The sequence below is a fragment of the Marinobacter zhejiangensis genome, assembly GCF_900114775.1.
Taxonomy (GTDB): Bacteria; Pseudomonadota; Gammaproteobacteria; order Pseudomonadales; family Oleiphilaceae; genus Marinobacter; species Marinobacter zhejiangensis.
The window spans coordinates 1,075,071-1,088,781 of record NZ_FOUE01000001.1 but is presented as its reverse complement, the minus strand read 5'-3'; the positions used below and the strand labels follow the sequence as shown (position 1 = coordinate 1,088,781).

Here is a 13,711-nt window from a genome sequence, read left to right as displayed (position 1 = left end):
ATTTTTTGTGCGACAGGTCCGCTTTAATCAGTGTCATGGTGCACTTACTCATCGGCCAGGTAGGCCGCCAGGAACTCGGCAAACGGTTGCGTGTCTCCCGCCTCCATCGCTTCCTGCTCAGCCAACGATTCGGCACTTTGTCGCTCAAATTCAGCCTGAACCTGCGGGGACAAACCTTCCTTACGGAATGCCTGCTGGTGCTCCCGAGACTTGGCCAGCACCCAGTCCCGGTGACCCTGGCCGGCACCGTTCATGGCGTCGATCACCCTGGCCGACGGCAGCAATGAGGGGTCTTCCAGCTTTTGCCGCTGTTGCAGCAACGCCTGACGGTAACGGTCTCCGTCCGACAACCCGTCCAGCTTTGCCGCCAGTGGTTCCAAGCGTTCCAGCAATGCACGGGCAGCGTCCTGAACGTTGGTTGATCCCCCGCCGTCCACCAGACTGAGTTCATGCGACCGGCCACGGTTAACCACATCCTTGAAGTTGTCATCGAGATGGCTGCACTCCTGATCGTCTATCTTTGGGCTGTCTGAAAGCAGGCAGTCGAGCAGGAACAGGTCGAGGAAATCAATCTGGGGTGCAGACATGCCGACCGGTGAGAACGGGTCCAGGTCCAGGCAGCGAACTTCAACATACTCGACCCCACGGGCATCCAGCGCCTGAATGGGTTTCTCGCCGCGGTGGGTGGTCCGCTTGGGACGAATCGCGCTGTAATACTCGTTTTCAATCTGCAGGATGCTGGTGTTGATCTGGATAAACCGGTCGCCCCGGCGGGTTCCGATACGCTCATACTCCGGCCAGGGCGTGTGGATCGCCTGGGCCAGGGTTGAGGTGTAGGTCGACAGTTCGTTGAAGCAGATATTCAGCGATGCCTGGGCATTGTTGTGGTAGCCGAGGTCGCCCATGCGCAATGACGTCGCCTCGGGACCATACCAGGTCGAGCTATCGAGAGGGCTAAGCGTGTGCCGAACGTTGGCAACAAAGCTCCGGTCCAGCGCTGGCGACGCACCGAACAACAGCATCAACAACCAGCTACGACGGCGGAAATTGCGCACCAGCCAGAAATACTGCTGGGACTTGAAGGCCTGCAGCGGCTGCTCATCGGCCAGCGCTGACTGCCACTGGGCCCAGAAGCTGTCGGGCAGCGAAAGGTTGTAGTGGGCACCGGCAATGCTCTGCATCATCCGCCCGTAACGAACCGCCAGTCCCTGCCGATACACGTGCTTGAGTTGGCCAATGTTCGAGCTGCCATATTCTGCAATGGGAATGCTGTCATCGCCATCAAGGCCACAGGGCATGCTGGCCGCCCAGAAAACTTCATCGCCCAGATGCTGGTGCACGAAGTGATGAATGTCGTACAACGACGCCAACACCGCGTCGGTACTGTCGCACACCGGGGTAATCAGCTCCAGCAGCGATTCAGAATAGTCCGTGGTGATGCGAGGATGGGTCAGTGTTGAACCCAGGGCTCGCGGGTGCGGCGTCTGGGCAATGAACCCGTTGCCGTCCACCCGCAGACCTTCCTTTTCGATCCCCTTATGGAAGCCTGCCCATTGGTCGCGGGCAAACTGTTGGAAAAGCTGGTGCCGGGAATCTCCCATGAGCCACTCCTGCTGCGCCGAGGGTACGGCACTGCCCGCCCCTCGCCGGAAATTGGGTAAAGGCCGTTAACGGCCTCCTTTGCGAGCCGATGCCAGGGCCTGAGCCAAGGCTCCGGCCATGGCACCTTGCTGGGCAGGTTGCCCTTGCCCCTGACGGCCCTGACGCTGACCACCGCGAGGTGCGCCCCGGCCCGAACCACGGGAATCGGTCTTGGCTTTCTCTCCGGGCTGGTCATCCATACGCATGGACAGGGCAATACGCTTACGGGGGATATCCACTTCCATCACCTTCACCTTGACGATGTCTCCGGCCTTGACCACTTCCCGCGGATCCTTGACGAACTCATGGGACAACGCGGAGATGTGCACCAGGCCATCCTGATGAACGCCGATATCCACAAAGGCACCAAAATTGGTGACGTTGGTGACGGTGCCTTCGAGAACCATGCCATCTTTAAGGTCGCTCAGGGTTTCCACGCCTTCTTCGAAGGTGGCAAAGCGGAACTCCGGACGCGGGTCCCGGCCCGGCTTTTCGAGCTCGGCAATAATGTCCTTGACCGTTGGCAGACCAAACTGTTCCGTTACGTAGTCTTCCGCCTTAACACTGCGGAGGAACGAACTGTCGCCAATGATGTTGGCCACGTCCCGGCCACTCTTCGCGGCAATTGCCTCGACAACCCCATAGGCTTCGGGGTGAACCGAGGAACGGTCGAGGGGGTTATCCCCGCCCGCAATACGCAGGAAGCCGGCCGCTTGCTCGAAGGTCCGCCCACCAAGGCGTGACACATCCAGCAACTGCTTGCGGTTACGGAATACGCCATTGCGATTGCGGTGGTCGACAATGTTCTGAGCGATCGACTGATTGAGCCCGGACACCCGAGCCAGCAGAGGCACCGATGCGGTGTTGAGGTCCACACCGACACCGTTTACGCAGTCTTCCACCACGGCATCCAGGCTGCGGGCAAGCTGAACCTGGGAGACGTCGTGCTGGTACTGGCCGACACCAATGGACTTGGGCTCAATCTTGACCAGTTCCGCCAACGGGTCCTGCAAACGACGGGCAATGGAAACCGCGCCACGAATTGTCACGTCCAGATCCGGCAGTTCACGGGAGGCAAACTCCGACGCGGAGTAAATGGATGCGCCGGATTCGTTGACCACGATACGGGCCAGGTTCAGCTCCGGGTAACGCTTGATCAGGTCAGACACCAACTTCTCGGTTTCCCGCGACGCTGTGCCGTTACCAATGGCCACCAGCTCAATTTTGTATTCCCGGCACCAGGCCGCGAGCTGTTCGATGGAGATGTCCCACTTGTTCTGGGGCGCGTGGGGAAAGATGGCGCCATGACCAACTACCCCACCGGTACCATCAATTACCGCCACCTTGACGCCGGTTCTCAGGCCGGGGTCGAGGCCAAGGGTCGCCCGGGGGCCGGCCGGAGCCAGCAGCAGCAGGTCCTTGAGGTTGGCAGCAAAGACGTTGATCGCCTCGGATTCGGCTGCTTCCCGCACCTGAGCCATCAGGTCGGTTTCAATCTGGGTGGATAGTTTTACCCGCCAGGTCCAGCGCACCACGTCAGACAGCCATTTGTCCGCCGCCCGGCCCTGGTCACGGATGTTCCAGCGCGCGGCAATGCGCAGCTCGGCCGGATGAGGCTGGCGACGGTCATCCTCGCCATCACCCACCACGATCGCGTAACTCAGCACGCCCTCGTTCCGGCCCCGCAGAATGGCCAGAGCCCGGTGGGACGGTACTTTGTTCAGCGCTTCGACATGGTCGAAGTAATCCCGGAATTTGGCGCCTTCATTCTCCTTGCCTTCAACCACGGTGACCTTGAGCTGACCTTCGCTCCAGATGAAATCACGGAGCTGGCCCAGCAGCTCGGCGTCTTCGGCAAAGCGCTCCATCAAGATGTAGCGAGCGCCATCCAGGGCCGCCTTGCTATCCGCCACACCGGCTTCGGCATTGAGGTAACCTTCGGCAAGGGCTTCCGGATCCAGGGTCGGATCGTTGTAGAGTGCGTCCGCCAACGGCTCCAGGCCTGCCTCACGGGCAATCTGGGCCTTGGTCCGGCGCTTGGGTTTGTAGGGCAGGTAGAGGTCTTCAAGCCGGTTCTTGGTATCGGCGGCATCAATGGCGGTTTTTAGCTCGTCACTGAGTTTGCCCTGCTCATCAATGCTCTTGAGGATGGCCGTACGGCGCTCTTCCAGTTCGCGCAGGTAGCGCAGGCGCTCCTCCAGGGTTCGGAGCTGGCTGTCATCCAGGGATCCGGTGACTTCTTTCCGGTAACGAGCGATAAAGGGAACCGTTGCCCCTTCATCCAACAACGCGACCGTCGCGTCAACCTGTTGCTCACGGACTCCGAGTTCATCGGCAATGCGCCTGGAAATACTGTTCATGCCACCTCTACGATGTTGCGCTCACGGCGCTCCCGACCACTGTCAAAACGGCCCGGGAGCCACCTGGATAGGAACCAAAGCGCAAAAGGTACCGCGCGTCATTGCTCCAGGCAAGCCGCCTGGCTCTGGTTTTCCAGGAAAGTAACCAGGTCGCTCCAGCACATCGGACGGGCAAAGTAGTAGCCCTGGATCTCGTCGCAGTGTTCCTGGCGTAGGAATTCCAGCTGGCTTTCGGTTTCCACACCCTCCGCCACAACGCTGATCTGAAGGCTATGGGCGAGGCTGATGATGGCACGGATGATGTGCTCGGCATCGGCGCTTTGGCCGAGCTCCTGCACAAAGGATTTGTCGATCTTCAGGAGGGAGATGGGCAGGTTCTGCAGGTTGCTGAGAGATGAAAAGCCGGTTCCGAAATCATCCAGGGCAAAGCTGACCCCCAGCTGATTCAGCTCCCGCAGGCACCGGCGAGCATAGTTGAGGTCGTGCATCATGGCACTTTCAGTCAATTCCAGCTCCAGCAGGCTAGTATCGACATTGGCATTGTAGATGATACGGAAGATGGTCTCCGTCATCTTGCGGTCGTGGAACTGGCGGAACGACAGGTTGACGGCAAACACCAGCCCCGGATAACCCAGCTCGGCCGCCTCACGTAAGCGGCTGCAGGCCTGCTCGATCACCCAGTAGCCAATGGGAACGATCAAGCCACTGCGCTCAGCGGCAGGAATGAAATCGTCCGGATTAACCAGTCCCCGCTCGGGGTGGTTCCAGCGAATCAGGCACTCCACGCCCCGAACTTCACCGGTCGCCAGGTCAATACGCGGCTGATAATACAGTTCCAGCTCCTGGCCCCGCAGCGCATTGCGCAGATCGGCTTCCAGGCGTAACTGGTAACCGGCACTGATATGCAGCTGTTGGTCGTAGAATCGGTAGCTGGTTCCGGGATCACGCTTGGCTTCGAACATGGCCCGATTGGCCCGGCGTAACAGGTTCTCCGGCGTGTCCCCGGCTTCCGGATAGGTCGCCACGCCAAGGCTGGCGCTGATCGCCACCCGCTCACCGGAAATGGTCACCGGCTCATCAAGGGCACTGACCACCTTGCGAATAATCTGCGTAATATCGAGGGAATCTTCTACCTTTTCGACGATGATCGCGAATTCATCACCACCAATCCGCATCAACGAGTCGACCCGACGCAAGCGCTCCCGCAGTCGCTCTGCCAGCTTAAGGATAAGCTGGTCCCCGTTCTGGTACCCGATGGATTCATTGATGGTGCGGAAGTCATCGAGGTTGATGTGCAGCAATGCCAGGCGGTGTTTGCCTCGCTCAGCCCGCAGCAGTGCCTGCTGCAGGCGGTCAAAAAACAGGTCACGGTTGATGAAACCACTGGCGACTTCCCGCCGCAACTGACCCTGTTCAACCTCACCCAGCTGTTGGCGATACCAGAGGCAACGTACCGCCCGGCTCAACGACCAGCGATCCAGCTGAGCCTTGCACAGGTAGTCGGCCGCGCCGAGCTCTTTCAGGCCCTGGCCACGCTCATCTGCAGACTCAGAACTCAAAGCCAGGACCGGGCAATCGTGGCCGGAGACTGCAAGATAGCTCAGGAAATCCTGTTCGGAACCGCCATGGAACACGCAGTCCCACACCAATACATCGAAAAGGGCGTTGTTCAGCAGATCGTCGCAATCCACCAGGTCCGGGCACCAGGTCGCATCAACCTTGATTTCGTCATCGGCTTCCAGGAACGCGCGATACCATAGGAAATCAGCATATTCAGGGCTAAGAACCAATACACGGATGTGTTCGCCGGCAGTTTCATGCACTGGATTCATAATGGATTTTCCATTCCCAAGGGCATTTATTCTCCTTTCCTCACTAGGATAGCCGATTGAACAACAAGGTACAGGGTCGTCGGGTAGTGTAGAATAGCCGGTCCCTGATTTCCCCTTGGCAGGTTTCCCGTGTCCAACCTCAACCCCCGCCAGCGCGAAGCCGTGCACTACGTTGACGGCCCCTTGCTGGTGCTTGCCGGTGCCGGCAGTGGCAAAACCAGCGTTATTACCCGCAAAATGGCCTACTTGATTGAACAAGTAGGCATACCGGGTCGCAACATAGCGGCACTGACCTTCACAAACAAGGCCGCCCGCGAAATGAAGGAGCGGGTATCCCGGCTGGTGGACCGCAAATTGGCTCGGGGCCTGACGGTCTCCACGTTCCACAACCTGGGGCTGAACATGATCCGCCAGGAACATGCCCACCTCGGCTACCACCCAGGCTTCTCGCTGTTTGATGCCGAAGATGCCAAAGCCCTGCTGCAGGATCTGATGCTGACCGATGGCAGTGCCGATGCCGGCGATGAGCTGTCAGACATCCAGATGACCATCTCAAACTGGAAAAATGCCATGCGCAGCCCGGGCGAGGCACTCAGCAAGGCCGCCGACGAACGGGAACAGCGGATCGCCATAATTTACAACAAATACAATCAGTACCTGAAGGCCTACAACGCCGTCGACTTTGACGACCTGATCCTGCTGCCGGTGCAGCTGTTTCGTGAGTGCCCCGATATCCTGACCAAATGGCGCCGAAAGATCCGTTACCTGCTGGTGGACGAATATCAGGACACCAACGTCTGTCAGTACGAACTGGTTAAATTGCTGGTAGCCGACCGCGCGGCCTTTACCGTGGTTGGTGATGATGACCAATCGATTTACGCCTGGCGGGGCGCACGCCCGGAGAACCTGGCCCAGCTCAAAGAAGACTTCCCCAGCCTGAAGATCACCAAGCTGGAGCAGAACTACCGCTCCACCAGCCGCATCCTGCGCTGCGCGAACACCGTCATCGCCAACAACCCTCACGTGTTCGAGAAGGCACTGTGGAGTGAGCATACCATCGGCGATGAAATCCGCATTATCCGCTGCCGCAACGAAGATGCCGAATGTGAGCGGGTGGCCTCCGAGATCATCGACCAGAAGCTCAAACAAGGGCTTGAGTTCCGGGACTTCGCCGTGCTTTACCGGGGCAACCACCAGGCCCGGCTGCTGGAAATGAAACTGCAGGCCTACCAGATTCCCTACCGCCTCTCCGGCGGCCAGTCGTTTTTCTCCAAGACCGAGATCAAGGACGCCATGTCCTACCTTCGCCTGCTGATCAACCCGGATGACGATGCCGCCTTCCTGCGGGTGGTCAACGTGCCACGGCGGGAGATTGGCCCACGCACGCTGGAACAGCTCAGTCACTATGCCCGCTCCCGTAACGTCAGCATGTTCCGTGCCCTCAGCGACCTTGGCGCGGAATCTCACGTGACTGAAAAAGGACTGGACCGGTTACGCCGGTTTGCCCATTGGGTAGACAACACCTGCCGGCGGCTACACGAAGAAGACCCCATTCCGGTGATCAAGCAACTGTTCACCGATATCGAATACGAAGAATGGCTGCATCAGCATTCGGGCACGCCAAAGCAGGCGGAACGACGGATGGCCAACATCTGGTACCTGGTGGACTCCGTCCAGCGCATGCTCGACGATGGCAAGGGCACCGCCGATGAGATCGGTATTGAGGACGCCATCAGCAAGCTGATCTTGCGGGATATGATGGAACAGCGGGAAGAAGAGGACGACAGCGACAAGGTTCAGCTGCTGACCCTCCACGCCTCCAAGGGCCTGGAGTTCCCGCACGTGTTCATCATGGGGCTGGAAGAGGAAATCCTGCCCCACCGCACCAGCATTGAGGAAGGCAACATCGAGGAAGAGCGGCGCCTAATGTACGTCGGCATTACCCGCGCCCGGGAAACCCTGAGCCTGACCTACGCCGCCCAGCGCAAGCAGTACGGTGAAAAGATCGAGACCATTCCCAGTCGCTTCCTGGATGAGTTGCCGGAGGAAGACATCCGCTGGGAGGGCCAGGGCGATCTGGATGTCGAAGCCAACCAGAAAAAAGGCAAGGCCACCCTGAGCGCGCTACTGGGTGATCTCGGAGTCTGAATAACAGGCACAAAAAAGGCAGAACCTCGGTTCTGCCTTTTTATCACACAGCGGCAGGCTTACTTGCTCTGCTCGACCATGTGTTCAACAGCGGACTGGATTTCTTCATCCGCACAGCTGGCACAGCCACCCTTGGCAGGCATGGCGTTGAAGCCGTTGAGGGCGTGGTTCATCAGAGTGTCCAGACCCTGGCCAATGCGAGGTGCCCAAGCCGCTGCGTCACCCACTTTCGGGGCGCCAGCGATGCCCATGCCGTGGCAGGCGGCACAAACAGCGTTGTATACTTCCTCACCGGAGCGGGGGCCGGCATTCGCCGCAGCAGCCGGGGCTGCAGCCGCACCACAGGAGTCATCACCCTGCAGGCAAACCTCGCCAACCGGAGCAATCCGATCGCGAATTTCATCTTCTACACTTGCCACCGCGGCACCGGCAAAAAGACCGAAACCGAGCAGTGCAACAGCCAGGACTCTCTTCATCTTCAATGCACCTCGCATTAGAGCGTTTTATAATCTGCGCGCATTATAGCCGCTGCAGCCGGTCAAAAAAACCAACCCAAATCAAATCATGGAGTCAGCAATGCCGATCGACCCTTCCAAGACTGGTCAGAACCCCCACCCCTGGCGCAAACGGCTGCTTGCCGTGGAGTTCATCGCCCTTGCCGTACTGGTGTCGTCCATGGCCATGCTGGGCAACACCAACTCAGCGGAAAACCCGATTAACCCGGGCTGGCTGCTGATTCCAGCCGCCGCCAGTCTGGCGGTGTTCGCCAGCTTTATCGGCCTGATGTACCTGCGCTGGGTTGCGTCCGCCAGCCCGGAACGCCAGGGCCGCCATCGCCTGATCTTTGCGCTCCTTGCCATCACTCTGCTGTCGGTCTGGGGCTACGGCATCGTCAACACCTGGAACAGTCTGGGCAGCTGAATAGTTTAAAAGGCAGGCCCCGCTTCCGGACCTGCCTCGCCGCTTCAGCCGTTCAGGCGTTCCATCTCTGCCAGCAATTCCGCGGTGCGGGCCTCCATCAGGGCCCGGTCACCGCGGGACTCGACGTTCAGGCGCACCACCGGCTCGGTGTTGGACATTCGCAAGTTGAAGCGCCAGTCTTCGAACTCCACACTCAAGCCATCAACATGGCTGACCAATTTGGCGTCGGCACCATAACGCTGCTCAATCGCCGCAATCACTTCCGGCGGGTTGGCAATGGTGCGATTGATCTCACCACTGGCGGGGTACGCCTCGATACGGGCATCAATCAGTGACGACAGGCTCTGCCCGGACTGGCACAGGCGCTCAGCCACCAGCAGCCACGGAATCATACCGCTGTCACAGTAGGCAAAATCGCGGAAATAGTGGTGGGCACTCATTTCACCACCGTAGATGGCATCCTCATCCCGCATCCGCTGCTTGATAAAGGCATGGCCGGTTTTGCTCTCCACAGCTTCACCACCGGCAGCCGCCACCAGATCCAGGGTATTCCAGGTCAGGCGCGGGTCGTGAATGACCTTGCCACCCCCGGCCTTACGCAGGAACTGGTCGGCCAGCAGTCCGACCACGTAATAGCCTTCAATAAAGCGGCCATTCTCATCGAAGAAGAAGCAACGGTCGTAGTCGCCGTCCCAGGCAATACCCATGGCTGCCTGGTGCGCGATCACGGCATCGGCGGTCGCCGCTCGGTTTTCCTCAAGGATCGGGTTGGGGACGCCATTGGGGAAGCTGCCATCAGGCGTGTGATGCACCTTGATGAACTCAAACGGCAGCTGGTCTTCCAACGCGTCCACCACCAGGCCAGCGCCACCGTTACCGGCGTTGACCACGATTTTCATCGGCGTCAGCGTCGCCAGGTCGACGTAGCCCAACAGGTGTTCAATGTAGGCGGGTTGCGCGGATAGGGGCTCACGGCGACCCGCTACCGGTGCATCTTCAAAAGGCTCCAGGACCCGGTCACGGATGTCGTTGAGGCCGTTGTCGGAGCTGATGGGGCGAGACTCCGGCCCCACCATTTTCATGCCATTGTGGTCTTTCGGGTTATGGCTCGCGGTCACCATGATGCCGCCGTCCATGCCAAAATGACTCGTGGCGAAATAAACCTGTTCGGTGCCACACAGGCCAATATCAAACACATCAGCCCCTGCCGCCATCAGGCCCGCAGTCAAGGCTTCGGCAATGTCGGGGCTGGACAGCCGGATGTCGTACCCCACCACCACTTTACGGGCACCAGTCACAGCCACGTAGGCCCGACCGATCAGCTCCGCCAGTTCTGGGTTGAGTTGTTCCGGCACACGGCCGCGCAGGTCATAGGCTTTAAAGCAGGACAAATCCATAGTGGGACACTTCTCCAGGTTAAACATTCCGGGCAACGACGAGCAGCCGCCGGTCACCGTGAGCGGGCATTATACCCACGAGCCGTGACAAGTTCAGGTAGGACGAGAGGACTAAACGGGAAGGTAACAGGAAAACAACGGGGGTCGCGCTGCGGCCACCCCCAACAGCGACATCAGTCGGCGGCGCTGGATTGCAGCTGAACGTAATTCTGGATACCCATCTGTTTGATCAGTTCCATTTGGGTTTCAAGCCAGTCGATGTGCTCTTCCTCGCTATCGAGAATGCTGCGGAACAGCTGACGGCTGGTGTAGTCCTTCACTTCTTCGCAGTAGGTGATGGCTTCAATCAGGTCCTTGTGCGCAACCTGTTCCAGCTTGAGGTCACACGCCAGCATCTCTTCGACGTTCTCACCAATCAGCAGCTTATTGAGGTCTTGCAGGTTCGGCAGTCCTTCCAGGAACAGGACCCGTTCGATAAGCGCATCCGCGTGCTTCATCTCATCGATGGATTCTTCGTATTCCTTGGCCGCCAGCTTGGTAATGCCCCAGTCCTTGTACATCCGTGAGTGGAGGAAGTACTGGTTGATTGCAGTCAGCTCATTGGCCAACACCTTGTTCAGGTACTGGATAACTTTCTTGTCACCTTTCATCAGGGTCTCCTATCTCTGGGGCATGAGAATTAAGCATAGACCGAAAGCATGACGAGAAAAAAGCGCGAAGGAAAACTTCTGTTCTTCAGGAGGTTAGAAAATCTGGTGGTGCGGGAACTCAGGCCGGTTGAGCCAGCATATTGGCCATCGCCATATAATCGCTGGTGCGGACTTCACGAAGAATTTCCCGGGCGGTACAGGCACAACGCCCACACTGGCGACCGACACCCAGCTCCTTGCCCAGCTGACGCATGGAATCAATGCCACTTTCTGCGGCAGCACGGATATCGCGGTCGGTCACTCCATGGCAAAGGCATACGTACATAGGGAAAAGCTCTCGGCGTCACAAAAGTTAGTGATAATTATTGTTATTTGCATCACCGAATGCAAGTCCTTTTTGCACAAAAAACGCCCAGCTTTTCAGCCCCCATCCTTACCGCCCTTACGGCAGGCAGGCACGGGTCAGGTTGTGGCCACCTTCGGCGGTCACCACCACGTTATCTTCAATACGGATTCCACCACAGCCAGAGAGGATATCGATCAGGCCCTGGTTCAGGTGATGCCTCAGTGGCCCGGCCAGCACAGGCGCCAGCAGCGAAGGAATGAAATACAGCCCCGGCTCGATCGTCACCACCATCCCCGGCTCCAGGGTGCGGGTCAGCCGCAGGAAGGGAGCATCTGCGGGAGACGGAACCGGCTTGCCGCCAACGTCATGGACCTGAACCCCCAACAGGTGCCCCAGACCATGGGGGAAAAAGGCACGGGTGATGCCTTCAGCCACCATCGCCTCCTCATCCATGCCCTTGACCACACCGGCAGATGACAGCAACGCTGCCAGTCCCAGATGGGTCTTCCGGTGCAGCGCCACAAAGTCCACCCCCGGCGCCACCGCCTGACACAACCGTTTTTGCAGGGCCTCCAACCCCACCAGCAGTGCCTGGAACTCCCCCTGGCCTGGGCCAGCCCAGGTCCGGGTAATGTCAGAGCCGTAGCCACGGTAACGATAGCCCGCATCAATCAACAGACTCCGAGAGACCTCAGGCGCGACCACATCGTAGAACTGGTAATGCAGGATGCCCGCATGGTCATTAAGCCCGATGATGCTGTGGTACGGGGCTTCGGATTCCCGCTGCTGCGTCGCCTGCTGGTAAGCCAGGCTGATGCCGAACTCACTCTCTCCCGCCAGGAAAGCCGCGCGTGCCGCACGGTGCCCCTCAGCGGCACGGCTGTTGGCCTCGGCCAGACAGGCAATCTCATACTCGGTCTTGTGTATGCGGGTCGCCTCCACCGCAGTCACCAGAGCCGGTGGATTGTGGTCACCGGGTACGCCCGCCAGCGTCAGGGGGTCACCCAGAACCGCCAATTGCGTGCTTAGCACCGGTAAGGGTGGAGCGGTCTCCACCGAGCCCTCAACCGCCAGGTCCCGTGCCCACGCCTCATCCGGCAACGCCGCACTGGCGTGCCAGAAGTCGTCCGGGGTGTGGACCTGCAACCGCGCGCCCTGCCCGGGCTGGATCAGCAACCAACTGTTTTCCAATCCCGTCAGACCGGTCCAGTGCAGGAATGGGCCATAGCCCTGGAAGGGGTAGCCGTGGTCGTCGGCGTAGCGCATGGGCGCGGCACCGGAGCTGATCAACAGGGCGTCGTAGCCAGTCTCCACAAGGGCCTTCGAATAGCGCTGCTGGAGCGTTTCAATATGCTGGCGTTGCAGTTGCTCAAGATCAGGTTCAGGCACGATGTTGCTCCGGTTGGTTCCACAGTTCCGATTCACTGCCCTGAGTCTGATCGGCACACCCGGCAGATTCAAGCGGCGACCGGCTCACCACAACGAGGGGCGACACCCGGCCGGTGATCCGGTGTAAACTGTGCTAACAATTTCACATGGACTCCCCAATGGCGCTCAAATCCACGATTTACAAGGCCACACTCAGCATTGCCGACCTGGACCGGTCCCATTACGCCGACCACCACCTGACTCTCGCCCTGCATCCGTCAGAAACCGAAGAGCGTATGATGCTGCGCCTGGTGGCCTTCGCCCTCAACGCCAGCGACACCCTGGAGTTCACCAAGGGCATCAGCACCGACGACGAGCCAGACCTGTGGCAGAAGAGTCTGAGCGACGAGATCGAGCTGTGGATTGACCTCGGCCTGCCAGAAGAAAGCCGTATCCGCAAAGCCTGCAACCGCGCCCGACAGGTGATTCTCTACACCTATGGTGGCCGTGCCGTCCCCATCTGGTGGGACAAACACCACAACAAGCTGACCCGCTTCGACAACCTCCGCATCGTCAACCTGCCCCAAGACGCCAGCACCGAACTGGCCGCCCTGGCACACCGCTCGATGCAGCTTCAGGTCACCATCCAGGATGGCAGCGTGGGGATCAGCAACGGCGAACAGCACGTCCAGATCGACCCCGAACCCATGGCGTTGCGCTAAAGCCACATTGGGGCTAGACATAACAGGGCTTCGCACGTAACATTGCGGCCTCGAAAATTAACGTATCGCGTTACTTTTCAATGCGCCCGTAGCTCAGCTGGATAGAGCGCTGCCCTCCGGAGGCAGAGGTCAGAGGTTCGAATCCTCTCGGGCGCGCCATTATTCAATGAAAGAGCCCACCTTGTGTGGGCTTTTTTATTGCGCTCCCGTCGCCTAAGCCAACCACCACTGCGTCACTCTCCTCCCGCCACCAATGTTAAGCAATGTGAATTGATCAACCGTCAACCACCTTCAGACGTACTATCCTGAGCACCACAGACTGACTC

11 protein-coding genes and 1 tRNA gene are annotated in these 13,711 nt (G+C 59.2%); 4 read left to right on the top strand and 8 right to left on the bottom strand.

The window, feature by feature from the left end:
• Nucleotides 1-44: 44 nt before the first annotated feature.
• From gshA to BMZ67_RS04800, 3 genes are all read right to left on the bottom strand, one after another.
• Entirely contained in the window at nt 45-1,601 is a 1,557-nt protein-coding gene (gshA, locus tag BMZ67_RS04810) for a glutamate--cysteine ligase (RefSeq protein ID WP_092020741.1), read from the bottom strand.
• A gap of 66 nt (nt 1,602-1,667) precedes the next feature.
• Complete coding sequence (locus tag BMZ67_RS04805; protein ID WP_092020740.1) at nt 1,668-4,001, bottom strand: Tex family protein; 2,334 nt, start codon at nt 3,999-4,001, stop codon at nt 1,668-1,670.
• Nucleotides 4,002-4,099: 98 nt separating this feature from the next.
• Nucleotides 4,100-5,833, bottom strand: a complete 1,734-nt coding sequence (locus tag BMZ67_RS04800) for an EAL domain-containing response regulator (RefSeq protein WP_092020739.1) — start codon at nt 5,831-5,833, stop codon at nt 4,100-4,102.
• A gap of 129 nt (nt 5,834-5,962) precedes the next feature.
• Here BMZ67_RS04800 and rep point away from each other — a divergent pair, with 129 nt between their 5' ends.
• The gene (rep, locus tag BMZ67_RS04795; protein WP_092020738.1) at nt 5,963-7,981 is read left to right on the top strand and encodes a DNA helicase Rep; all 2,019 of its coding nucleotides are present in this window, start codon (nt 5,963-5,965) and stop codon (nt 7,979-7,981) included.
• 59 nt (nt 7,982-8,040) lie between these two features.
• Here the strand turns inward: rep and BMZ67_RS04790 are convergent, their stop codons facing one another.
• The gene (locus BMZ67_RS04790; RefSeq protein WP_092020737.1) at nt 8,041-8,457 is read right to left on the bottom strand and encodes a c-type cytochrome; all 417 of its coding nucleotides are present in this window, start codon (nt 8,455-8,457) and stop codon (nt 8,041-8,043) included.
• 100 nt (nt 8,458-8,557) lie between these two features.
• Here BMZ67_RS04790 and BMZ67_RS04785 point away from each other — a divergent pair, with 100 nt between their 5' ends.
• Complete coding sequence (locus BMZ67_RS04785; protein WP_092020736.1) at nt 8,558-8,902, top strand: hypothetical protein; 345 nt, start codon at nt 8,558-8,560, stop codon at nt 8,900-8,902.
• A gap of 44 nt (nt 8,903-8,946) precedes the next feature.
• On the opposite strand, the gene BMZ67_RS04780 is transcribed toward BMZ67_RS04785, so the two are convergent.
• The 4 genes from BMZ67_RS04780 to pepQ form a co-directional block, all read right to left on the bottom strand.
• Nucleotides 8,947-10,299, bottom strand: a complete 1,353-nt coding sequence (locus BMZ67_RS04780; RefSeq protein ID WP_092020735.1) for a phosphohexomutase domain-containing protein — start codon at nt 10,297-10,299, stop codon at nt 8,947-8,949.
• 173 nt (nt 10,300-10,472) lie between these two features.
• Nucleotides 10,473-10,949 carry a bacterioferritin gene (bfr, locus tag BMZ67_RS04775; protein WP_092020734.1) on the bottom strand — a complete coding sequence of 159 codons (477 nt, stop codon included), beginning with the start codon at nt 10,947-10,949 and terminating at the stop codon, nt 10,473-10,475.
• A 118-nt stretch (nt 10,950-11,067) separates the two neighbouring features.
• Nucleotides 11,068-11,274: a bacterioferritin-associated ferredoxin gene (locus tag BMZ67_RS04770; protein WP_092020733.1), complete on the bottom strand. Its 207-nt coding sequence runs from the start codon at nt 11,272-11,274 to the stop codon at nt 11,068-11,070.
• 117 nt (nt 11,275-11,391) lie between these two features.
• Nucleotides 11,392-12,684 (bottom strand): Xaa-Pro dipeptidase, encoded by a 1,293-nt coding sequence (gene pepQ, locus BMZ67_RS04765; protein WP_092020732.1) that lies wholly within the window; start codon nt 12,682-12,684, stop codon nt 11,392-11,394.
• 158 nt (nt 12,685-12,842) lie between these two features.
• Here pepQ and BMZ67_RS04760 point away from each other — a divergent pair, with 158 nt between their 5' ends.
• Together BMZ67_RS04760 and BMZ67_RS04755 are read left to right on the top strand one after the other, a co-directional pair.
• The gene (locus tag BMZ67_RS04760; RefSeq protein ID WP_092020731.1) at nt 12,843-13,385 is read left to right on the top strand and encodes a YaeQ family protein; all 543 of its coding nucleotides are present in this window, start codon (nt 12,843-12,845) and stop codon (nt 13,383-13,385) included.
• 82 nt (nt 13,386-13,467) lie between these two features.
• Nucleotides 13,468-13,544: transfer RNA gene (locus BMZ67_RS04755), tRNA-Arg, on the top strand.
• Nucleotides 13,545-13,711 lie beyond the last annotated feature (167 nt).

Coding starts and splice junctions, on each gene's coding strand:
- gshA (WP_092020741.1), bottom strand. CDS start 1,601: ATGGGAGATTCCCGGCACCAGCTTTTCCAACAGTTTGCCCGCGACCAA.
- BMZ67_RS04805 (WP_092020740.1), bottom strand. CDS start 4,001: ATGAACAGTATTTCCAGGCGCATTGCCGATGAACTCGGAGTCCGTGAG.
- BMZ67_RS04800 (WP_092020739.1), bottom strand. CDS start 5,833: ATGAATCCAGTGCATGAAACTGCCGGCGAACACATCCGTGTATTGGTT.
- BMZ67_RS04790 (WP_092020737.1), bottom strand. CDS start 8,457: ATGAAGAGAGTCCTGGCTGTTGCACTGCTCGGTTTCGGTCTTTTTGCC.
- BMZ67_RS04785 (WP_092020736.1), top strand. CDS start 8,558: ATGCCGATCGACCCTTCCAAGACTGGTCAGAACCCCCACCCCTGGCGC.
- BMZ67_RS04780 (WP_092020735.1), bottom strand. CDS start 10,299: ATGGATTTGTCCTGCTTTAAAGCCTATGACCTGCGCGGCCGTGTGCCG.
- bfr (WP_092020734.1), bottom strand. CDS start 10,949: ATGAAAGGTGACAAGAAAGTTATCCAGTACCTGAACAAGGTGTTGGCC.
- BMZ67_RS04770 (WP_092020733.1), bottom strand. CDS start 11,274: ATGTACGTATGCCTTTGCCATGGAGTGACCGACCGCGATATCCGTGCT.
- BMZ67_RS04760 (WP_092020731.1), top strand. CDS start 12,843: ATGGCGCTCAAATCCACGATTTACAAGGCCACACTCAGCATTGCCGAC.